This is a genomic window from Pseudomonas sp. Emmai (assembly GCF_055179735.1).
Window position 1 is genome coordinate 2244029 of record NZ_CM143685.1, and the last position, 20825, is coordinate 2264853.

General features: G+C 58.2%; 22 protein-coding genes. 12 read left to right on the top strand and 10 right to left on the bottom strand.

Translation table 11 applies throughout. From position 1 onward, the window contains the following. Nucleotides 1-20: 20 nt before the first annotated feature. On the bottom strand, nucleotides 21-1829 hold the full coding sequence (locus ACY4LX_RS10200) for a di-heme-cytochrome C peroxidase (RefSeq protein ID WP_463259812.1): 1809 nt from the start codon (nucleotides 1827-1829) through the stop codon (nucleotides 21-23). A 271-nt stretch (nucleotides 1830-2100) separates the two neighbouring features. Between ACY4LX_RS10200 and ACY4LX_RS10205 the strand changes: the two genes are divergently transcribed. The 11 genes from ACY4LX_RS10205 (at nucleotide 2101) to ACY4LX_RS10255 (ending at nucleotide 9651) form a co-directional block, all read left to right on the top strand. Continuing rightward, on the top strand, nucleotides 2101-2814 hold the full coding sequence (locus ACY4LX_RS10205) for an FKBP-type peptidyl-prolyl cis-trans isomerase (RefSeq protein ID WP_133836585.1): 714 nt from the start codon (nucleotides 2101-2103) through the stop codon (nucleotides 2812-2814). A 294-nt stretch (nucleotides 2815-3108) separates the two neighbouring features. Next, the gene (locus tag ACY4LX_RS10210; RefSeq protein WP_149656922.1) at nucleotides 3109-3564 is read left to right on the top strand and encodes a YkvA family protein; all 456 of its coding nucleotides are present in this window, start codon (nucleotides 3109-3111) and stop codon (nucleotides 3562-3564) included. 112 nt (nucleotides 3565-3676) lie between these two features. Next, complete coding sequence (locus ACY4LX_RS10215) at nucleotides 3677-4018, top strand: helix-turn-helix domain-containing protein (protein WP_149656921.1); 342 nt, start codon at nucleotides 3677-3679, stop codon at nucleotides 4016-4018. Further along, nucleotides 4015-4386 carry a hypothetical protein gene (locus ACY4LX_RS10220; RefSeq protein WP_003223109.1) on the top strand — a complete coding sequence of 124 codons (372 nt, stop codon included), beginning with the start codon at nucleotides 4015-4017 and terminating at the stop codon, nucleotides 4384-4386. Before ACY4LX_RS10215 ends, ACY4LX_RS10220 begins: the two co-directional genes overlap by 4 nt. Further along, on the top strand, nucleotides 4387-4794 hold the full coding sequence (locus ACY4LX_RS10225) for an SEL1-like repeat protein (protein WP_149656920.1): 408 nt from the start codon (nucleotides 4387-4389) through the stop codon (nucleotides 4792-4794). It begins immediately after the preceding gene. 140 nt (nucleotides 4795-4934) lie between these two features. Next, nucleotides 4935-6479, top strand: coding sequence for a methyltransferase regulatory domain-containing protein (locus ACY4LX_RS10230; protein ID WP_463259813.1), 1545 nt, complete (start codon nucleotides 4935-4937; stop codon nucleotides 6477-6479). A 105-nt stretch (nucleotides 6480-6584) separates the two neighbouring features. Continuing rightward, the gene (locus ACY4LX_RS10235; RefSeq protein ID WP_463259814.1) at nucleotides 6585-7622 is read left to right on the top strand and encodes an alpha/beta hydrolase family protein; all 1038 of its coding nucleotides are present in this window, start codon (nucleotides 6585-6587) and stop codon (nucleotides 7620-7622) included. 589 nt (nucleotides 7623-8211) lie between these two features. Continuing rightward, complete coding sequence (locus tag ACY4LX_RS10240; RefSeq protein WP_157711633.1) at nucleotides 8212-8412, top strand: hypothetical protein; 201 nt, start codon at nucleotides 8212-8214, stop codon at nucleotides 8410-8412. A gap of 188 nt (nucleotides 8413-8600) precedes the next feature. Further along, the gene (locus ACY4LX_RS10245) at nucleotides 8601-8795 is read left to right on the top strand and encodes a hypothetical protein (RefSeq protein ID WP_463259815.1); all 195 of its coding nucleotides are present in this window, start codon (nucleotides 8601-8603) and stop codon (nucleotides 8793-8795) included. After that, entirely contained in the window at nucleotides 8792-9118 is a 327-nt protein-coding gene (locus tag ACY4LX_RS10250) for a low molecular weight protein tyrosine phosphatase family protein (RefSeq protein ID WP_463259816.1), read from the top strand. The genes ACY4LX_RS10245 and ACY4LX_RS10250 overlap by 4 nt, the downstream gene beginning before the upstream one ends. A 263-nt stretch (nucleotides 9119-9381) precedes the next feature. Beyond that, nucleotides 9382-9651, top strand: coding sequence for a hypothetical protein (locus tag ACY4LX_RS10255; RefSeq protein WP_463259817.1), 270 nt, complete (start codon nucleotides 9382-9384; stop codon nucleotides 9649-9651). Nucleotides 9652-9674: 23 nt separating this feature from the next. Here ACY4LX_RS10255 and ACY4LX_RS10260 read toward each other — a convergent pair whose 3' ends face one another. From ACY4LX_RS10260 to ACY4LX_RS10275, 4 genes are all read right to left on the bottom strand, one after another. Then, nucleotides 9675-10139: a hypothetical protein gene (locus ACY4LX_RS10260; RefSeq protein WP_463259818.1), complete on the bottom strand. Its 465-nt coding sequence runs from the start codon at nucleotides 10137-10139 to the stop codon at nucleotides 9675-9677. A 307-nt stretch (nucleotides 10140-10446) separates the two neighbouring features. After that, the gene (locus tag ACY4LX_RS10265) at nucleotides 10447-11112 is read right to left on the bottom strand and encodes a TIGR02466 family protein (RefSeq protein ID WP_463259819.1); all 666 of its coding nucleotides are present in this window, start codon (nucleotides 11110-11112) and stop codon (nucleotides 10447-10449) included. Between the two features lie 280 nt (nucleotides 11113-11392). Then, nucleotides 11393-13183 carry a bifunctional diguanylate cyclase/phosphodiesterase gene (locus ACY4LX_RS10270; protein ID WP_463259820.1) on the bottom strand — a complete coding sequence of 597 codons (1791 nt, stop codon included), beginning with the start codon at nucleotides 13181-13183 and terminating at the stop codon, nucleotides 11393-11395. A 120-nt stretch (nucleotides 13184-13303) separates the two neighbouring features. After that, nucleotides 13304-15385, bottom strand: a complete 2082-nt coding sequence (locus ACY4LX_RS10275; RefSeq protein WP_463260578.1) for a carboxy terminal-processing peptidase — start codon at nucleotides 15383-15385, stop codon at nucleotides 13304-13306. Between the two features lie 140 nt (nucleotides 15386-15525). Between ACY4LX_RS10275 and ACY4LX_RS10280 the strand changes: the two genes are divergently transcribed. Next, the gene (locus ACY4LX_RS10280) at nucleotides 15526-16488 is read left to right on the top strand and encodes an NAD(P)H-quinone oxidoreductase (protein ID WP_463259821.1); all 963 of its coding nucleotides are present in this window, start codon (nucleotides 15526-15528) and stop codon (nucleotides 16486-16488) included. 127 nt (nucleotides 16489-16615) lie between these two features. Here the strand turns inward: ACY4LX_RS10280 and ACY4LX_RS10285 are convergent, their stop codons facing one another. From ACY4LX_RS10285 to ACY4LX_RS10305, 5 genes are all read right to left on the bottom strand, one after another. After that, nucleotides 16616-17269, bottom strand: a complete 654-nt coding sequence (locus ACY4LX_RS10285) for an HAD family hydrolase (protein WP_463259822.1) — start codon at nucleotides 17267-17269, stop codon at nucleotides 16616-16618. A gap of 115 nt (nucleotides 17270-17384) precedes the next feature. Further along, a complete protein-coding gene (locus tag ACY4LX_RS10290) occupies nucleotides 17385-18374 on the bottom strand; it encodes an ABC transporter ATP-binding protein (protein ID WP_149656912.1) in 990 nt (329 codons plus the stop codon). Then, entirely contained in the window at nucleotides 18371-19171 is an 801-nt protein-coding gene (locus ACY4LX_RS10295; protein WP_463259823.1) for an ABC transporter permease, read from the bottom strand. Before ACY4LX_RS10295 ends, ACY4LX_RS10290 begins: the two co-directional genes overlap by 4 nt. Then, complete coding sequence (locus tag ACY4LX_RS10300; protein ID WP_149656910.1) at nucleotides 19158-20003, bottom strand: ABC transporter permease; 846 nt, start codon at nucleotides 20001-20003, stop codon at nucleotides 19158-19160. Before ACY4LX_RS10300 ends, ACY4LX_RS10295 begins: the two co-directional genes overlap by 14 nt. Then, nucleotides 20000-20806, bottom strand: coding sequence for an alkaline phosphatase family protein (locus ACY4LX_RS10305; protein ID WP_463259824.1), 807 nt, complete (start codon nucleotides 20804-20806; stop codon nucleotides 20000-20002). The genes ACY4LX_RS10300 and ACY4LX_RS10305 overlap by 4 nt, the downstream gene beginning before the upstream one ends. Nucleotides 20807-20825 lie beyond the last annotated feature (19 nt).

Sequence of the window (20825 nt, forward strand, 5' to 3'; positions counted from 1 at the left end):
CCTTTTGATGAATTCAGGATTCATGGCAATTGCGCCTCCAGCGGGCCGCCCAGCACTTTCAGGTATTCCAGCAACGCCCAGCGTTCCTGGGGTTGCAGCAAGCGGCCAATCACGCCGTTGCCACGCTCGCCGGCGCGGAATTCATGACCACTGTTGTGGTTGCCGGTGATGCGCGTGTCGAACACAAAACCGTTGGTAAAGGCTTCGGTGCGATAGCCCAGGTGTCTGGGGTCGTACTCGAAGGTGCCTTTATAGAAGGTGGTGGAGCGCTCATCCTGAGGCGACAGCAATTGGTAAATGCTCGGCACCGAACCGTTGTGCAGAAATGGCGCGGTGGCCCACACACCCGCCAGTGGCCGGGCTTTGTAGGCACGCAGCTCCTGAACACCGATAGGCAGGCCGAAGCCATCCAGGTCCCGGCGTTCCGCCGGGGTGAGCTTGGCCTCACGGTACGCCCGGTTTTCGACGAAGGCTGTGACGTAGGCCAGTCCCTTGGCCACCGAAAGTTTGCTCAGGTCCAGCGGCTCGGTCGGCTTGGGATGCAGTTGAACGTCGAGTTGCCCGAGTTCCGCCGGATCCCATTGCAACGCCGTGAGATCGAAGCGGTGGTCGGCAATGTTGTTGGCTGCGGTGGGATCGGTGCCGATCGCGGCGACCGGCAGCAACTTGAGCTGCTGCACTGGACGTCCGTTGATTGGCGTCACGCGGGGCACATGACAACTGGCGCAGTTCTCGGCGAACAACGTGCGACCTTGGGCCGCCAAAGGTTTGTCCACGCGACCCAGCACCTCTTCCGGCCAAGCGGGCGGCTTCAGGCGTTGCAGGGTTTCTTCGATCAGGTTCAGATCACGAACGCGAACGCTGGAGGGGTAGCGCGCATCACCCGTGAACGGCTGGCCGTTGTCGTCGAAGAAATTCAGGGTCGCGCCCACACCCAGCGCCTCGCCGATATTGCGCGCCATCGGCTGCTGCGCCGAGCCGTTCCACTGCACCCAATCGAAGGTCCAGATGTCCCACAGCTGTGGATAATCCACCGGGGCGTTGGCCACACGGTAGTTATCCGGGGTGATCGCGTCACCGAAACTGGCGTTGGCGATGCGTCCGAACGCATCGGTGCGGCCTGGGCCTTCTTCGGTCGGATAGAGCCCGCGATGGGTGTCGTTCCACGCGGTTTTCACGAAGGTATCGAGAGAGCGTTTGAAGTCTTCCCGTAGGATTTGATGCCGAGCGTCGTAGTCCGCGCCCAGCACGTTGCGTGCGAAACGTTCGAATTTCCAAGGGTTGTAATAAGTCGATACCAGACTGGCGACCAAGGCCTGGCCAAAACTGCCACCGCGCAGGGTCGGCACGCTGGGTGGCAAGACATGCTGCGCCGAGCCGCCATCGATACGCACAGCCTGGCCATTGAAACGCAACTCGCCGGTGTGGCAAGCGGCGCAAGTGATGTCGAGAAACTGGTCCGGGCTGCCCGGATTCTGGTGCCGGGCAAACCCCACGGGCAGGTTTCCCGGGTTGTTGGGCGTGGCTTTCTGCGCCGGATCGATCAGGAAGCCGAAGCGCGCGAGATATTCCGGGGTGGCAAATCGCTGTTGCGAGAACGGTAGCTCCAGGGCCTGGAACCAGTCGTAATGCAGGCCTTTGACCTGCGTGCCCTGGGGCGTGAAATAGTAGGTCAGGCGGTCGGCCGCGCTCCACTGCTCCAGGTAATGCATCTGTTGCACCGGGGTATAGAGAGGCAATCTGGGATTGGCGACGTAGTACAGAACTACCGTCAGGCCAAGTCCCAGCAGTACAGCGATCAGAGCCGGCAAACGGAATAAGAGGTGCAAGATAAACATCCTTGTCGATTTGTAGCTCTCTTATGCCTCAGCTGCTTAGGTGGCGGCAAGTGGCCATTACGCCAAGTGTTGTAGGAACCGGCGTCGGCGCTTGCGGGATCAAGATGACAGAAACTTCATCCAGCCCATTCCCGAAATGCTTTAAAAGACCTGAACTTATCAGAAGTTTCCTGCTCTCATGCCGGTAGCCATTGGTCGTGGCCGCCTGATAAGCTCGCGGCTTTATTCGATTGCCCTTTAGGCGCATGAACAAGGAAATAGCATGAAACAGCATCGGTTGGCGGCGGCGGTGGCCCTGGTAAGCCTGGTACTTGCGGGTTGTGATTCGCAGACCAGCGTAGAGCTGAAAACCCCGGCGCAAAAAGCTTCCTACGGGATTGGCCTGAACATGGGCAAGAGCCTGGCTCAGGAAGGCATGGATGATCTCGATTCCAAGGCCGTAGCCCAAGGCATCGAAGATGCCGTCGGCAAGAAAGAACAGAAGCTGAAGGACGACGAACTGGTCGAGGCCTTCGCAGCACTGCAGAAGCGTGCAGAAGAACGCATGGCGAAAATGAGCGAAGAGTCGGCAGCCGACGGCAAGAAATTCCTCGCAGAAAACGCCAAGAAAGCCGGCGTAGTGACCACTGCGTCCGGTCTGCAATATGAAGTTGTGAAAAAAGCGGATGGTCCTCAGCCTAAGCCGACCGACGTAGTGACTGTTCACTACACCGGCAAGCTGACCAACGGCACCACCTTTGACAGCTCGGTTGATCGCGGTAGCCCGATTGATCTGCCGGTCAGCGGTGTGATTCCAGGTTGGGTCGAAGGCCTGCAACTGATGCACGTCGGCGAGAAGTACAAGCTGTACATCCCTAGCGACCTGGCTTACGGCGCGCAAAGCCCAAGCCCGGCAATACCAGCCAACTCGGTGCTGGTATTCGACCTGGAGCTGCTGGCAATCAAAGATCCAGCGAAACAAGACGCCGCCAAGTAACGTCGTCTGCTGGAAAAACAACGCCTCGCATTATGCGGGGCGTTGTTGTATCCGGGGTTTGGCCGCTTGCAAAGAAAGCGAACGGATGCTGTAGGCTGGAGTCATAGGCAGTGAGAGCGTTGGGCTAGCCGCACCTCACCGCCAAGTCAATGAAATCTTGGGTTTTTTTATGTGAGTAAAAAACGCCCGATCTGAGTTGAGCCCTTATAAAACGGGGCTTGCAGACGTGAAATGCAGCTCTGTTCACAAGGTTATCCACAATTTGTGTGGATAACATTTCAGTGGGAGGAAAAGATGAAAGCACCCTGGAATTTCGCTCGCTTCCTGCCACTGGCCGGGCGTCTGTTGGCTAAAGGTCGATTGCCGACCCTGCTATTCGCCGTGGCCAGCAAAAGTGCCAGTGAAGGCGGCCGCCTGGGTAAGCTCAAGGATGACCTGCGGCTGTTGCAGGCCTTGTGCCTGGCCTACTGGCGCGGCGAGTACCGGGCCATCAGCCGCAAATCGATTCTGACTGTCGTGGCCGGCCTGATGTATTTCCTCAGCCCCCTCGATGCCATCCCGGACTTCATCCCGGTATTCGGCATGCTCGACGACATCGCCGTGCTGGCCTGGGTAATGAAAACCCTCGACGACGAACTCAACGCCTTCCGCGCCTGGCGCAATCGGCAGTTGCCGGAGAAGCTGGCCGTGGTCGAACGCCTGCCCGATACCCCGGAGCAACTTCAGCTTCAAGGCCCCAAAGATGACTAAGTGATGGCACTTTCATCTTAGATTGATGCCCTCGCGACCTTGGCCGCTGTTAGGATTACACTTCAAGGGAAAAGTGCCGACTCGCTAAGTGTCGTTGTCCTACGGGGAAGTCATGGATATTCAGATAATCACACGCGAAGGCGAGCCCGAATATGCAGTTGTTCCATGGGCTCAGTATCAGGCTCTACTGAAAGCAGCAGGCATCGAGCAACAACCGCCACGGGCCGCCCCAGAGCGCCCGGCGGCCGCAGCAGACCAGATCCTTCCGGGTCTGGATCAACTCCGCAGTTTGCGCGAAGGGAAGGGCATCGCCATCGAGGCGCTGGCCCGCACGGTAGGCATCAGCCCGTCTTATCTGGCCTTGATCGAAAGTGGCGAGCGTCAACCCGACGCTGCGATTCGCCGCAGCCTGGCCTGGGAATTGACGGTGCCAGGGTGGAGGGATGAATCGTGAGCGTACGCATCAGTCGTCAACATTGGGACGGGTTGCTGGGTGAACTGGACCAGGCGCGCCGCCAGCGCCATCTTCTGACTTATCGAGCGCTGCTGGAGCGTTTGCAGTTGCCCACCCCGGCCATGCAAACCCTGACCGCGGCCCTTGAACACCTGGCCGCCCTGGACGCCAAGGCCGAGCAGCCCTTGCGCAGCTCACTGGTGATCAGCCAAGGCGCCAGCCGCCTGCCGCGCACCGGCTTCTTCGAATGTGTCGAACGCCTTGGCCGGTTCTCCGGGCCGTCCGACGGCGTCGCGGCCGCTTCCTGGCATGCCTCGGAAGTGGTGCGGGTGTTCGAATACGAGTACCCCGAATCTGCGGAGGCCTGAGTGTTCTTACGACTCAAGGCGCGGGCCTCCTACTGGTTGGCCCGCAGGCTGTTTCACTGGTCGTGGTTTGTGAAACAGCCACGGGGCTGGAAATGGCTCGAAGGCCAATTCGCCCGCATGGCCAACCTCGGCGACGTCAGCGCGCAAAGCTTCTATGGCCACATCCTGACCTTTCGTGGCGTTGGCCTTGGTGCACGTGAGGAAGGCGTACGATTGCTGCGCCTGGCGGCGTTGGCGGGGGATGGCAAAGCGGCGTATCAGGTCGGGGTTATCAGTTTGGCGGGCACGCCGAGCAAAGCGCCGGACCCGGTGGAAGCCGCGCGGTTCTGGCGGATTGCGCTGAAGGCTGGGCACCCGTTGGCGGAGATCAAGTTGAAAGGGTTGCCGAGCGACAGTGCTTCGCAGTGATCCGATGCTTGTTCAATAAGCAGACGTGGCGCCTGACGATCGTCTGCGAAAAAACACTCGTCCGCGTCTTTCCCCTTGTGGCACCCAATGCCTACCCCTTATAAAAGCCACCTTCACTTTCGAAGTAAAAGGATACGAGCATGAGCGCTGCCTGGAACGAAGGATATTTCACCGACGAAGGCTACACCTACAGCTATAGCCGGGAAATCAATCCAGTCTTCCTGCGCTATTGCTTGTTGCTGCGCGGCTTTGCCAGTCTGGAGACAACCGACGGCTATCACTGCGAATTGGGCTTTGGCCAGGGCGTCTCGATCAACATCCATGCCGCCGCCAATCCAGGGTCCTGGGTAGGCACTGACTTCCATCCGGGCCAGGCGGCTCATGCCAGTGCACTGGCGACTGCCTGGAACAGCGATGCGCAGCTGTATGACGACAGCTTCGAACAACTGCTGGCCCGAGATGATTTGCCGCAATTCGACAGCATCAGCCTGCATGGCATCTGGACCTGGGTCAGTCGCGACAACCAGAAATTGATCGTCGAATTCGCCCGGCGTCACCTCAAGCCCGGTGGTCTGCTGTACATCAGCTACAACTGCTTCCCCGGCTGGTCGCCCCAGGCGCCATTACGTCACCTGTTCAGTCTGCACGACCGCTTTGCGACAAACCGCTCCGAACGCCCGGACCAGCGCATAGACGCCGCATTGCAATTCTCCGAAACGCTGCTGGCGGCCAACCCTGCTTACGCCAGCGCGGTCCCGAGCCTGAACGCCAAGCTGCAGAGCATCAAAGGCCAGGATCGCCAGTACGTCGCCCATGAATACTTCAACCGCGACTGGAATTGCATGTACTTCACCGACGTGGTCGATGCCCTCGCATCTGCCAAACTCGACTTCGCCACGACAGCCGTGCCGCTCGATACGGTGGATCCGCTCAACTTGAGCGCAGAAGCCATGGACTTTCTCGAGGGCATCGATCACCCGATCATGCGTGAGCAAGCGCGTGACTACTTCGTCAACCAGAGCTTCCGCCGGGACTTGTACGTGCGCGGTGCCAACCGACTGTCCGCCTCCGAACGCCGCCAAGCGATGCTCAATACACGTTTTGTCCTGCTCCAACCGGCAGAAAGCGTCCCCGACACCGTCAAAGGCCCGGCCGGCGAAGCGTCGCTGCAGGCAGAGATATACGTCCCCGTACTCGAAGCGCTGGCAGCCAACGCCTATGTCCCCAAAACGTTGCGGCAGTTGTCAGCGGCCGTGCCCTCGATGCCTTATGACGACCTGGTCCAGGCCATCACCGTATTGATAGGGATGAGCGCCGCGGCACCGTGCCAGAGCGAAGCGGCCGAGAAGCTGGTACAGGCGCGCTGCACCACCCTCAACCTGCAGCTCTGCAAACGCTCGCTGCTCAGCAACAAAATCCAGGTCCTGGCCAGCCCCGTGACGGGCGGCGGCGTGCCGATCAGCCGCTTCCAGCAACTGTTCCTGATATCGATCAAACAAGGCAGAAAGCATCCGGCGGAATGGGCGCAACTGGCCTGGAGTGTCATCAGTGAGCAGGGGGAGGGGTTGGTCAAGGACGGTAGGGCGCTGACCACCGCAGAAGAAAACATCGCGGAACTGACCGAACAGGCGCACGCCTTTGCCGACAACTCGCTGTTGATTCTTAAGGCGTTGGGCATCGTTTAACCCATTGAAGTAGTTGATTGATCGTTCTCACGCAGAGCATGGGAACGATCATATGAAACAGATTTCAGGACAGATGGATCAATCTAATCAAGGAAGATAAAAACAATGAACAAAGCTCTCGGCATCCTGGTTCTAACTTGCCTCACCACCAGCGCATTCGCCAACGATAACCCCATCGGCTTCCAGTCCTCGACGCTGCCAGACCCGCAAAACGAGCGCTCACTGGAAATGGTCGTCTGGTACCCCAGCACAACCACCGCCGCACCGCAGTTGTTCGGCGACAACCCCGTGTTCATCGGCGCCCTTGCCGTACCCAACGCGCCACCGACTGCCGGCGAGCATCCATTGGTGGTGCTCTCCCACGGTTACAACGGCAGCTGGATCAACCAGACATGGCTGGCCAGCGCACTGGCCCACAAGGGTTACATCGTCGCGGCGGTCAACCATCCCGGCAGCACCAGCCGGGACCGAAGCCCTCAAGCCGCCGCACAGCTATGGCAACGACCCGCCGACCTGAGCCGAGCCATCGACGCTGTCACGGCCCAGCCAGAAAAATTTGGCGCAGTCGCCAAGCGCCAAATTGCGGCGGTCGGCCATTCACTCGGCGGCTGGACCGTCCTGGAAATCGCTGGCGCCCGCTTCGACCCTGATCGCTTTGCCCAAGACTGCAACGCCCACCCAACGTTGGCCAGTTGCACCGTTTACCAACAGATGAATCCCGCAAGTACCCCGGCATCCAAAGCTCAATTGGCCGCCGACTTAAGCGATAAACGCATCACTGCCATTGTTTCACTGGACCTGGGCCTGTCACGCGGGATGACCGACGAAAGCCTCGCGGCGCTGCCGGTGCCGACGCTGGTCATCGCAGCGGGCGTACCGTCTGAAGAGCTTCCTGCGCAGTTGGAATCTGCCGACCTGGCCAAACGCCTGCCTCAAGCGTCGAAACGCTATGTGGAGATCAGTGATGCTAGCCACTTCAGCTTTATGGCGGTGTGTAAGCCAGGGGCGGTGGCGATGCTTGAGGAGGATGTGAAGGGTGATGGGATTATTTGTGGGGATGGGGTGGGTGGGAGGTCGCGTGGGGTGATTCAGCAGCAGGTTACTTCGGAGATTGATGAGTTTCTGAAGCAGTCTGAGTCTTGACGTCATGGAATCCTGCCCACGCTGTGGATCAATCCAGCACGTCAGCCTCGAGGCAGCTAATAGGCGTTAGGCCAAGTTTTCCAAACGCAGCTTCCGTCTCGTTACACGCAAACGGCATGCAATAATTTTTTGTCTTGGGAGGCAATTTGGCTAGGTTAATTCTGCAATTGACATACGACTGTAATCCCACTCCACCGCAACGATTTTGGCTAACCAGAACTCACCTCAAGGTGCTTTTGGAGATGCTGTCCAGAGATAAGCCCAGCAGGCGGAAGATTGATAACTACTACTTTGATTTCAATGGCTATTCGCTAGGGTTTAATACGACTAAAGCGAACGCTGGTAAATATGGTTTCGAGGAAACACCTTCTGAAATAAAGAAAATAGTGGAAGGGCTTTTGCTGACGTAATTTGCGTAGCGTTATCTGAGTATTGGTGGGTAGCGTTCGTTGAAGGAACCCTATCCATTTCAGGAGCAAAATCTGTCCCCTGGGCTCTCGGCCTAGGGCAGGGCGTACCGCTGTTCAATAGCGCTGGACGATGCTGATTTCCGCGCGACAAACCACTTAAGATTAAATAAGGAATTTTGATGAATCGTATTTTCGGACTGATTTTGTGTGCACTGGTGCTGCCAATGAGCGGCTGCGTGCAAGGGACTTACACCAAGTCCGTTCAGGTCACCAAGGATGAGACGGGTCGCGTTGTGCAGACCATCGAAACTGAGAGTGTTACGCAAGTGGGGCAGGGTAACGCTATGCGATTAGAAAAAATTAAAGGGGTTCAAAATTAAGTAACGGGAAACCGTCGTCCCATCTCAGAAAAGGGGACTGATCTATTTTTCAATCTATTTTTCAGAAAGGGGCGGAAAATAAATCTGTCCCCCTCCCTATAACCTAGCCACTGCCCCGTTTCACGCTTACCATACGCCCAACTCGTATTACCGCGGCTGCTGAACCCGGTATTCACGAGGACATGATCATGCAAAGAACCCGCGCCTGGAGACGTACCCAGGCCCGTAAATGTGGCAGGGATAAAGCGGTTCGTCCGCTGGAATTCAAGCCAGAAAAGAACTGGAAGCTGATGTACACCCGTGCTGACAAGTTGAGCAGGGCACGCCAACTCGGCATGAGCTATCCCATCCGCAGTACCCGCCAATTGTTGGATCAAGAGTGACTAACCTCCTGTTTGTCTGCAGTCGTAACCAATGGCGCAGCCCTACTGCGGAAGCGATCTGGCGCCGCCGTCCTGGCTTCGATGCCCGCTCGGCGGGCACTAGCCCAAACGCACGTAAACCCATCGGCCCAGCGGATATCCGCTGGGCCGATGTCATCTTTGTCATGGAGCGCAAACACCTGCATCGTCTGCAGGCCGGATACGCCCGCCTGCTTGAACACAAGCCGATTCACTCGCTCGATATTCCTGACGACTATCGTTATATGGATCCTGAGTTGGTGGAGATACTCGAAGATGCCGTGACACCCTATCTTTCTTCTTAGACTTCAAGCGCAAACGCCGGACAACAGCGGGCGCTTGAAACCACGGTAATACGATGAAGAAAAAAGCAAGAATGACTGCACTTCTGACCGGTGAAGCGGCCGTTCAGCCTGAGCCTTGCCGCAAGTTTGACCCTGATCGTATGACCCGAATACCCGATTGTCCGTCGATCATCGACGTGCTTCGCCGTATCAAATACGGTGGGCCAGAATGGGCGCGTCGTCACGTTACTCTGTAGTTCCCCGGACCATCCAATGCCTGGGCAATGGTGTACTTGTTTCAAGACGGCAGCGACCCGTACTTCGACTTCATGTACACCCACAAAGAACCGCCTGATGAAATGTTGTCTGCGCTTCTAGAGATGTACCCTCAGTGCACCGTTATCGATTGGTCGCCCGGTCGTTTGGCTTGTATCAGCGCCCCTGGGGCGGATATTGAGGCGCTGGTCAACATCATTCAGGCTGTCGTTGAAACCGTTTGGGATGAGCACATCACGGTCGTCAATGCTTCGTATGAGGAAATGGCTACAGCGTGACCCAAGAGCAGACGGTCCGAACATCAGTCTGAGTGGGTGGTGGCCATACACCTCTTCACGTGCGCGGTCAGTCCATTGAAATCCTCGAATGCCAGATCCCGAAAGCCAGGCTTCTCTCGTTCGAGGTATTGCCAGATTGGAAGGTTCGCATTCGTTGCTAGGCGCTCGATCAGGTCGGAGCGTTCGAGGCAAATCATCCAGTTTGTGCCGGGCAGGGGGGCTCTGATGTGGGCAAGCAGCAGCCAGCGCTCACGGCCTTCATAACTTGAAACAGCCGCCTCCAAGCGTTTCATCGTTGCCTCGTCTTCCTGCTCGAAACGAAACACCACCCACGGTAGCTTGCCAGGAAGCTCCACATGTTCGCGACCATTCCAGGTCTGGGCTATCCGCGAACCGTATTTCCGCCATTCGAGAGTGGCCAGATCAGCGAGAAAATTCAGCAGTTCACCTTCGGGAAGCTGTATTCGCGAGATATCGCCACTTTTCATTTGTATTGAGTTCAATAATCGGTTGCTCACCTTTTACACGGTGGATGAGCGGATGCAAAGAGTATCTGGAGCAAGCTCCCTCAATGCAGGGTTTAGAGTGGCTAGGATATTTGGCAGCTTCGCAGGCTAGCGGGCGGTTCCTTCGATAAGATCAAGATCAAAAGATCGCAGCCTTCGGCAGCTCCTACGGGATGGATACCATTTTTCTGTAGGAGCTGCCGAAGGCTGCGATCTTTTTAATTGGTCAATAGCGGATATTTAAATGTGTCTACGAAGTTGGCGGTGGTTCAAGTAAATAGGTATCTCGTTAAGCACCAAAGTTAAAAGCAATAGAGATTCGCGGTCTCGCGCCTTCAAAACGTTGTACTGAATGCATTAGCCACGATGGAAACATGATGAACGTTCCACTTCTGGCGGGATAAGTACAACTAAAACCGGCAGTAAGGCAATCTTCGACTCTCATTCGCAGAGCAGGATTATATGTCGATGCAACCATGCCGCGCGGGTCCATAAATTCCAGATCACCTCCGACAGCTGGATCGTCCTCCCGGCCGCCGGCGTCGACCCAGTAAGCCCCTGACCAGAACGCACCAGGGTGGCCATGCAGTGAATTGCTGTGGCCCGCCTCATTCACGTTTGCCCAAGCGTTGAGTTTCCATTCGAAACGGGGCTCGGTTAATCCGTATTGCTCGCTATGAACCGCAGTCAGTTGCTTGGCGAACGCTGTGGCAAACCTCACTAAAACCTCGCAGGCTTCTCCTCCCCATTCAGGGAAGTCGTGCGTAGATTGCCAACCACCGTCATTGCTACGTTGCGCGCCGTTGCGATCTTGCGCCATACGATTGATGACGATAGTTTTCAGCTCAGCATTGAGTTTTTCTGCGTCGGGGCACTGGATACTTGCCAGGGGAGTTGCGAACAGTCGTCGGATGTTTATAAGTTCAGGGTCTACTAGATTGTTGCTCGACTGCATTAAGTTTCATCCAGGCTTCGCGAGTTGCGAAAAACTATACTGGATGAAGTTTTTGGCTGATGTAAACCTTTGTTAAAATTTGCGAAGTTGATCGCTTAGTTGCATTAAAGCCAATTCCACATGGTCATGATCAAAGGATGATGATCGTTCCCACGCTCTGCGTGGGATTGCAGCCCGTGACGCTCTGCGTCACATTGGTGTACGGCTCGACATCAGCAGTGGGCCTGGAACGCGGAGCGTCCCTGGAGGCATTCCCGCGCGGAGCGTGGGAACGATCAGGTTAGCGATGGCCGGCGATTAATGTGTCTTCGGCTTCGGGCACCGCGAGGCTATCAATCACATGCACGCTGTACCCCGGAACATTCTTCGCGTGATGCTTGGCCTGTGACGCCATCTCGGCCAACTGGCTAGCATCGAGTTGTCCACAGGCCTCCGGGTGCAGATGTACTACGCCAATCGACAACGACAACAACGGAAACTCCTGCCTTACACCCTGACGATTCGGCGCAATAAAGCAGCCAGCCTCCAGATGTTCAGCGCGATAGAACCGCCGGCATTGGCTATGAAAATCATCCAGCAACTGGTTCAACCGTCTGCGCCAATCCTCCGGCCCAAGCACCAGCAAAAAGTCATCACCGCCGATATGTCCGACGAAGTCGCGGGAAGGATCAACGCGGTCATTCAGACATTGCGCCAGACACAGTAGGACTTCATCCCCCCGGCCGTAGCCGTAGATGTCGTTGAAGGGTTTGAAGCTGTCGATGTCGACGTAGCAGATCACCGATTCCCGCGCTTGTTGCAGCAGCCGTGTCAGGCATTGCTGGATCGGCACGTTGCCGGGTAACAGGGTCAGCGGGTTGGCGTAGCGGGCTTGTTGGATCTTGAGTTCAGTAATCAGCTTGAGCACGTCGATGACCCGGCCCAGCCCCAGATAACCGCCGTTGAGGGTGATGATGAAGTCTTCTTCGATGCGTTGCCGGGCGCGGCTGGTGATCAGGCGGCTGACTTGTTGCAGTGACTGGCTCATTTCCACGGCGAGGAAGTCGTCGTTCATCAAACGGCTGATGGGTTTGCGGGCGAACAGGTCGGTGGCAAAGGGCTTGAGCAGTGCGTCGGAGAGCGAATGGCGGTGGACGATGCCGCAGGGCTGGCCTTGCTCGTCGAGCACCGCCAGGGAGTTGAGATTGGCTTGGCGGCGGAAAGCTTCCAGCACCTCGGCTGTCGGCGTGTCGCGGTCCACGGCCGGTTGGTCGTTGAGCAGGGCGCTGAGGTCGCTGCTTTCGTCGTTCAGCGCCACCGCCGTGCTTTCCTGTTTGGGCATCAGAGCCCGAGCGTCCCGGGGCGGATGTTCCTGGGGGCGGCAAAGCAGATAGCCCTGCACCAGATCGACACCCATTTCGGTCAGTACCGCGAGTTCTTCCGGCAACTCGATACCTTCGGCGATCACTTGCGCACGGGAAGCTTTGGCGATTTGCAGGATCGAGCCGACGAACTCACGCTTGAGCGCGTCCTGGTGGATGCCGTCGATGAAGTGCCGATCAATCTTCACGTAATCCGGCCGCAGCTCGGACCACAGTCGCAAACTCGAATAGCCGGCGCCGAGATCGTCCAGCGCAATGGAAAACCCCATCGCCCGGTAGTGATGCAAGGCGTTTTGCAGCAACTGAAAATCATCGGTCGGGGTTTGCTCGGTGAGTTCGATCACCACCTGGCTCGGCGGAATGCCGAAGTCCTGCAGCAGTTGCAGGGTGCGACCGGGTTGGTGTGAGGTTTCGAGCAGGGATTCCGGCGACACGTTGAGGAACAACTTGCCCGGCAGTTGCTGTTCATTGAACCGCCGGCATGCGCTCTGGCGGCAGGCGATTTCCAGCTCACTGAGACGCCCGGCCTGACGGGCCACGGCGAACAGGGCGATGGGGGAGTGCAGCGGGCTGTTGGAGGGGCCACGGCTCAGGGCTTCGTAGCCGATGATTCGTCGTTCAGAGAGGGAGATGATCGGCTGGAACAGGCTGTGCAAACCGCTTTGAGCCAGTATTGAACTCAAGGCACTCAGCTGTTCGGTCGTGGTCATGGCGATCTCTGGCGATAAAAAAAGGACTGGGAGCAGCTAGCTCCCAGTCCTTCATTTCACGACAGAATGATGACTGTTTGATGACGCTCCGGGGAGCGTCAGCATTAAATTGCCATCATCTTAGTGCTTGGCCACCTGATTGCTCAGTTTCAAGTAATCCAACAACACTCGCCCGGTTTCGCTCAGGTAAGCATCGTCTTCTGGCTTGATCTTGTCCGGCTCGGCCGCGATCGCATCTTCGTCTTCTTTCTTCAGCTCTTTGAGCGGTTCTTCGCCCTTGGCCTTGCGACGGATGTTTTCCATGACCAGTTGCTTGGCTTCGATGTCGGCATGTTGCTTGCGACGATCGGCTTCGTTGAGGCTGACGGTTTTTTCTTCCATCAGCTTCTGGGCCAGGGCCAACTTGTCGCGGATGAACACGAACTCGGCATCTTTGGCCGAACGCACGTCATGCTCGGACTTGAGCTCGGCGATGTACGGCTTGAACGGGTCGGTCGCCGGTTTGATCGAGGCTTTGATGGTGTCCCACGGCATGGCTTCCGGCAGTGCGCTTTCGCCGATTTCCTTGGTGTCGATGATCGACGGGAAGTCCACGTCCGGCAGTACGCCCTGATGCTGGGTGCTCTGGCCGGAGACCCGGTAGAACTTGGCCAGGGTCAGTTTCAGCTCGCCATGGTTCAGCGGCTGAATGGTCTGCACGGTGCCTTTGCCGAAGGTCTGGCCGCCGATGATCAATGCGCGGTGGTAGTCCTGCATGGCGCCGGCGAAGATCTCCGAAGCCGAGGCTGACAAGCGGTTGACCAGCAACGCCATCGGGCCTTTGTAGAACGCACCTGGATTTTCGTCTTCCAGCACGTCGACCCGGCCATCGGCGTTACGCACGAGTACGGTCGGACCTTTGTCGATGAACAGACTGGTCAGCTCGGTGGCTTCCTGCAAGGAACCGCCGCCGTTGTTGCGCAGGTCGATGACCACGCCGTCGACCTTGTCTTTCTGCAACTCGGTCAGCAGCTTCTTGACGTCGCGAGTGGTGCTCTTGTAGTCCGGATCGCCAGCGCGGAACGCCTTGAAGTCCAGGTAGAAGGCCGGGATCTCGATGACGCCGAGTTTGTAGTCCTTGCCGTCCTGTTTCAGGTTGAGGATCGACTTTTTAACGGCCTGATCTTCAAGCTTCACTGCTTCGCGGGTAATCGGCACGATTTTGCTGGTCTGGTCGTTCGGCGCGTTGCTGGCTGGAATCACTTCCAGGCGCACCACGGTGCCTTTCGGGCCGCGGATCAGCTTGACCACTTCGTCCAGGCGCCAGCCGACCACGTCGACCATCTCTTTGTTGGCCTGGGCCACGCCAATGATCTTGTCGGCCGGGGCAACCATTTTGGTCTTGTCGGCCGGGCCCGCAGGCACCAGGCGCACGACTTTGACCTGGTCGTTATCGCTCTGCAACACGGCGCCGATGCCCTCGAGGGACAGGCTCATGTTGATGTCGAAGTTTTCCGCGTTATCCGGTGACAGATAGTTGGTGTGCGGGTCGTAGGACATGGCGAAGGTGTTGATGTACGCCTGGAAGATGTCTTCCGGACGGGTCTGGTCAAGGCGCGCCAACTGGTTCTTGTAACGCTTGGTCAGGGTTTCCTGGATCTGCTTGGAATCCTTGCCGGATATCTTCTGGCGCAGCACTTCGTCCTTGACGCGTTTGCGCCACAGGTCGTCCAGCTCGGCGGTGGACTTGAGCCACGGGGCATCCTTGCGATCGATCAGCAAGGTTTCCTTGGTGGTGAAGTCGATTTTGTCGACGCCCTTGTTCAGCTCGGCAAGGGCAAAGTCCAGACGCGCTTTGACGCGGTCCAGGTAGCGCTTGTAGATGGTGAACCCGGCATTCAGGTCGCCGCTTTTGAGGAAGTCGTCAAATTGGGTTTTCCACTTGTCGAATTCGGCAATGTCGCTGGCCATGAAGTAGCTGCGCGACGGATCCAGCAGCTTGAGATAGCTGTCGTAGATGATCGCGGAGCGCGCGTCATCGAGCGGCGGCTTGCTGTAGTGATGGCGCTTGAGCAGCTCGACGACGTTCAGACTGGCGATTACTTCGTCACGATCAGGCTGAAGGTTGTCCCAGCTATTGGCTGCAAACGAATTGCTCGACAACGGCAGTAAGCCGATACCGATAAATAGGGCTAGGGCGGTGCTGGGAAACAGTTGCTTCATGCTGATTCGACGCGGGGACAATTGATCACGCATATTAGGCCGTCTTTGAAGTCGCCGGTTCCACAAAGGGCCGGTCACATAATGCAAGAAAGCCCGGCGCTACAGCTACGGGCTCAGTCCAGACTCACTATGGAGGCACTGTGAAAGCATTGCAAGGCGTTGACGGTCAAGTGGAGTGGGTTGAAGAGCCGAGTCCTACATGCGATGTAGGACAAGTTCGCATCCGAGTGGCGGCAGCGGGTCTCAATCGCGCCGATTTGTTACAGAAAGCCGGGCTTTATCCGCCACCGCCGGGAGCCAGTCAGGTGCTGGGTCTTGAGTGTTCGGGGGTGATCAGCGAGGTCGGCGCGGGCTCGTCCTGGCAGGTGGGGGACCGGGTCTGCGCCTTGCTGGCCGGGGGCGGGATGGCCGAAGAGGTGGTAGTCGACGGACGGCATGTGCTGCCAGTGCCCGAAGGTTTGTCGTTGGCCGAGGCGGCGGCGTTGCCCGAGGTGTATGCGACTGTTTGGTTAAATTTATTTCATCTGGCTGGCCTCAAACCCGGTGAGAAAGTTCTGCTGCACGCCGGGGCCAGTGGAATCGGTTCAGCCGCCATTCAGTTGTGCAAGGCGTTTGGTAGCCCGTGCTGGGTCAGCGTCGGCTCCGCCGAGCGTTTGGCGTACTGCGAAGCGCTGGGCGCCCAGGGTGGGGTGGTGCGCACCGTGGACCTGGAGAGCTTGAGTGACCTGGGGCCGTTCAATGTGATCCTGGATCCGGTGGGCGGCAATTACGCGGCGCTGAATCTCAAGCTGATGGCGCTGGATGGTCGCTGGGTGTTGATCGGTTTGATGGGCAGGCGCGAGGCGAAACTGGATCTGGCGCAGGTGCTGGGCAAGCGCGTGCAGTTTCTCGGTTCGACGCTGCGCAGCCGTGACGATCAGTTCAAGGCGGATCTGTTCAGTGACCTGAGCCAGCATGTGTGGCCGTTGTTTGCGGAAGGGCGGTTGAAGCCGCAGTTGGCCAGGGCGTTCCCGATCAAGGATGCCGAAGCGGCGTTTGCGGAATTGGCGAGCAACAAGGTGTCAGGGAAGTTGGTCTTGGTGATTGATGAAAGCCTGACCTAACCCTCGTCACTGATCGTTCCCACGCTCCGCGTGGGAATGCAGCCCGGGATGCTCCACGTCCCAACAGCGGACGCAGAGCGTCCATTGAGGCATTCCCACGCAGAGCGTGAGAACGATCAGGCGGAGGTTATTTCCAGAGGTGGATCGGCCAGCCGGCCTTCTGGGCATGCTCCAGCAACACCGGGTCCGGGTTCACCACATGCGGGAAGTCCACCTTCAGCAACAACGGCAAGTCATTGCGTGAGTCCGAGTAGAAACTCGCGCCTTCGAGGTTTTCCTCTTCCGCATCCAGCCATTCCAGCAACCGGGTGATCTTGCCTTCGCGGTAGGTCAACGTGCCGACGGTGTGCCCGCTATAAACGCCATGGGCCACTTCCAGTTCGATCGCGAGAATCTCGTCGATTCCCAGGCGATCGGCAATTGGCCGCACCAGGTGCGTGCCCGACGCCGAGATCACCAGGATCCGGTCGCCGGCCTTGCGGTGGGCGGCGATGGTTTTGGTGGCGTCGCTGAAGATAATCGGCTCGATGAAATCTTCCACCCAAGGGCCAACCAGGTGATCGACCTCTTCCGGCGTGCGCCCGATCATCGGCTCCAGGCTGAAGGTCATGTAGTCCTCCATCCGCAGTTTGCCGTGGCTGTAGGCGTCCATCAGTTCGTTGTTCTGCCGCATGAACGACTCGGGATCGACCCAGCCCAGCCGGCCCATCTGTTCGCTCCAGAGGGTGGCGCAGTCGCCGTGGATCAAGGTTTCGTCCAGATCAAAAATTGCCAAAGCCATTGGGGCGGTTCTCTTCGAGAACAGCTTCAAGCGACAAGCTTGAAGCTGCAAGCGTGAATTTAGGTGGTCAGCAGTCTACAACTTGAAGCTGGCAGCTTGAAGCTTGCCGCTGGATTCAAGCCACCTCACACAGGGCCGTCGGATCGATGGAAAGTGCCAGGCGCTGACCATCGGGATGCAGATCGGCCGCCGAGCGGTTCAGCACATCCACCACCAATTCCACGCCCCGGGCTTCGACCCGGTAGCGAATCACGTTACCCAACAGACTGTGGCTGCGGATTTGCGCGTCAAGTTCGCCGTTGAGGCTCAGTTCAATGGCCTCCGGGCGAATCGCGATGCGGTGGCTGATCGGCCGTTGCAGCAGCTTCGAAGCGGCGTCGGCGTCCAGCAAGTTGTAGTTGCCGATGAAACCGGCGGCGAACACATCCACTGGCGCGGTGTAGAGGGTTTCGGCATCGCCGCTTTGTACGATCTTTCCCTGATTCATCAGGAAAATCCGGTCAGACATGGTCAGGGCTTCTTCCTGATCGTGTGTGACGAAGATCGTGGTCAGGCCCAGTTCGCGCTGGATCGCACGGATCTGTTCGCGCAGGTGCTTGCGAATCCGCGCATCCAGGGCCGACAACGGCTCATCCAGCAGCAACAGCCGTGGCCGGGTGACCAGCGAGCGAGCCAGGGCCACGCGCTGGCACTGGCCACCGGACATCTGGTGCGGATAGCGACCGGCAAAGTCGTTGAGCTCGACCAGTTTCAACACTTCGGCCACGCGTTTGTGGCTGTCGTCGGCGTTGACCTTTTGCATGCGCAACCCGAAAGCGACGTTCTGTTCCACGGTCATGTTCGGGAACAAAGCGTAGCTCTGAAACACCATGCCGATTCCGCGTTTCTGCGGGCTCAGCGGCACGATGTCGACGCCATCGAGCAGGATCTGGCCGCCATCCACCGAGGTCAGGCCGGCGATGCAGCGCAGCAGCGTGGACTTGCCGCAACCGGACGGGCCGAGGAGGGTGACGAATTCGCCCTTCTGGATCTCGCAGTTGATGTCGCTGAACACCGTGGTGCCCGCGTAATTCTTTTGAAGGTGTTGGACGCTGACATAGCTCATTCGCTTTTGTCCTTGTTCAAGATATTGGCCGCCCAGGTCAGAACCAGCACAAAGAAGAAGTAGGAAATCACCAGCGCACTGGTGAAATGGCCGCTGCTGTTACGCATGTTGTTGAGGTAGACCTGCAAGGTTTCGTAGCGGGTACCGACGAGGATGTTGGCGAACACGAACTCGCCGAACAGGAACGAGAACGACAGCAGCAACGCCACCATCAAGCCCTTGCGCAGGTTCGGCAGCACCACCAGGAACGCCGCTTGAAAGGTGCTGGCGCCGAGCAGCTGCGCGGCGTCCATCAAGTCGCGCAGGTTGATCGCTTGCAGGTTGTTGGTGATCGCCCGGTACATGAACGGCAGCGCCACGGTGAAGTAGCAACCGATCAGGATCCACGGCGTGCCGACCATGGCAAACGGCCCGGAACCATACAGCTGCAACAGCCCCACCGACGACACCACCGGCGGCACCGCGAAGGGCAGCAGGATCAGGATGTTCATCAGCGCATCGAGTTTGGGGAAGTGGTAATGCACCACGAACAGCAGCGGCAGAATCAGCACCACCGACAGAATCAGCGCACCGACGCACACCAGCAATGACTGCCCGAACGCATGCAGAAAGCGCGGATCGCTCCACAGCTGCACATACCATTTGAAGGTGAAGCCGCTGGGCAGGATGGTCGCCGACCAACTGCTGGCGATCGAGTAGATCAACGTCCCGGCGAGTGGCAGCAACAGAATGGCAAACAACAGGTACACCACGACCCGGTGGTAGACACCCGCAGGCCCTAATTCAGCGCGAGACATGGTAGCTCCTCTTCAACAGCAGCTGATGCACGATGGTCACCAGGGTCATCAACGCCACCAGCACCACGGCAAGGGCGCTGGCCAGGTTCGGATCAAGGGAAATATCGCCGGAGACCATCGCCGCGATGCGGATCGGCAGCACGTTGAAGTTGCCGGTGGTCAGGGCGTACACCGTGGCGTAGGCGCCCAGGGCGTTGGCCAGCAGGATTACGAACGTGCCGAGCAGCGCCGGGGTCAGCACTGGCAAGCCGATGTGGCGCCAGTATTGCCAGCCATTGGCGCCGAGCAGTTCGGCGGACTCGCGCCAGTCTTCACGCAACGCGTCGAAGGCCGGGTAGAGCAGCAGCACGCCGAGGGGGATCTGGAAGTAGGTGTAGAGAATGATCAGCCCGGTTTTCGAGTACAGGTTGAAATCCTGAATGATCCCGGCCTGTTTCAACATGATCGTGAAGCTGCCGTTGAAGCCCAGCAGAATGATGAACGCGAAGGCCAGTGGCACGCCGGCGAAGTTGCTGGTCATGTTGGCGAAGGCGTTGACGAAGTTGCGCAGTTTCGAGTCGACCCGGCGCAGGGAATAGGCGCCGAGCACCGCGATGATGATCCCGAATACGCTGGACCAGAAACTGATCTCAAGGCTGTACTGGATCGCCTGCAGGTAGAACTTCGAACTGAAGATTTTGGTGAAGTTTTCGATGCCCCAGCCGAACTCTTCCGATTGCAGACTGTTGATCATCACCCACACCAGCGGGGCGATCTCGAACACGATAAAGAACAGTGCGAAGGGCACCAGGCATAACGCTGCCAGCCATTTGCCGCGGAGGATGGAATTCACTTGAGCAGCTCCCGGCACACAGGTTTGTCGTGGGCCACGCCCAGCAGTTCGCAGACGGTGCCGCAGATGTCCGTCTGTTTCGGCGCGGCGCCGGCGTTGAAGCTGAAGGCATCGCCGAGGACGAACAGCGGCACTTCCCGTTCTTCCGGCAGCAGGCCGTTGTGGGAACGGTCGTTGTTCATGCCGTGGTCGGCGGTCACCAGCACCTGGTAACCGGCGTCGAGCCAGCCTTGCAGGTAATCGGCGAGGATGATGTCGGCGGAGCGCGCACTGTTGCGGTATTGCGCGGTGTCGAGGCCGTGCTTGTGCCCGGCGTCGTCGATATTCATGGGGTGGATCAACAGAAAGTTCGGCGCGTGGCGCAGGCGCAGGTTTTCCGCGTCGGCGAACAGGTGCGAATCGGGGTAGTGATCGCTCCAGTAGAAGTGACCGTGCTGGATCGGCAGTTCCGGGTTGTCGGTGTGACGGTCCCGGGCGGCCACGAACGGCGAGCGGTTATACAGCTCGCTGACCCAGTGATAAGCCGCCGCGGCGGTGGTCAGGCCGGCGTCGCGGGCGTAGTGATAGATGCTGCGCTGGTTGGACAGGCGCGAGACGTTGTTGTGGACGATGCCACTGTCGATCGGCGTAACGCCGGTCAGGATGCATTCATACAGCGGTCGGGACAGGGCCGGCAGTTCGCACTCCAGTTTGTAGAGCGCTGCGCGTCCTGCGCCGACGTAAGCCTGCAGATGCCCCATGGCGTGGCGCGCGACCTCGTAATTGAGGCCGTCGAGCACGACAAGGATGACGTTGTGCTTCATAGGGGCAAAACTCCGCAAA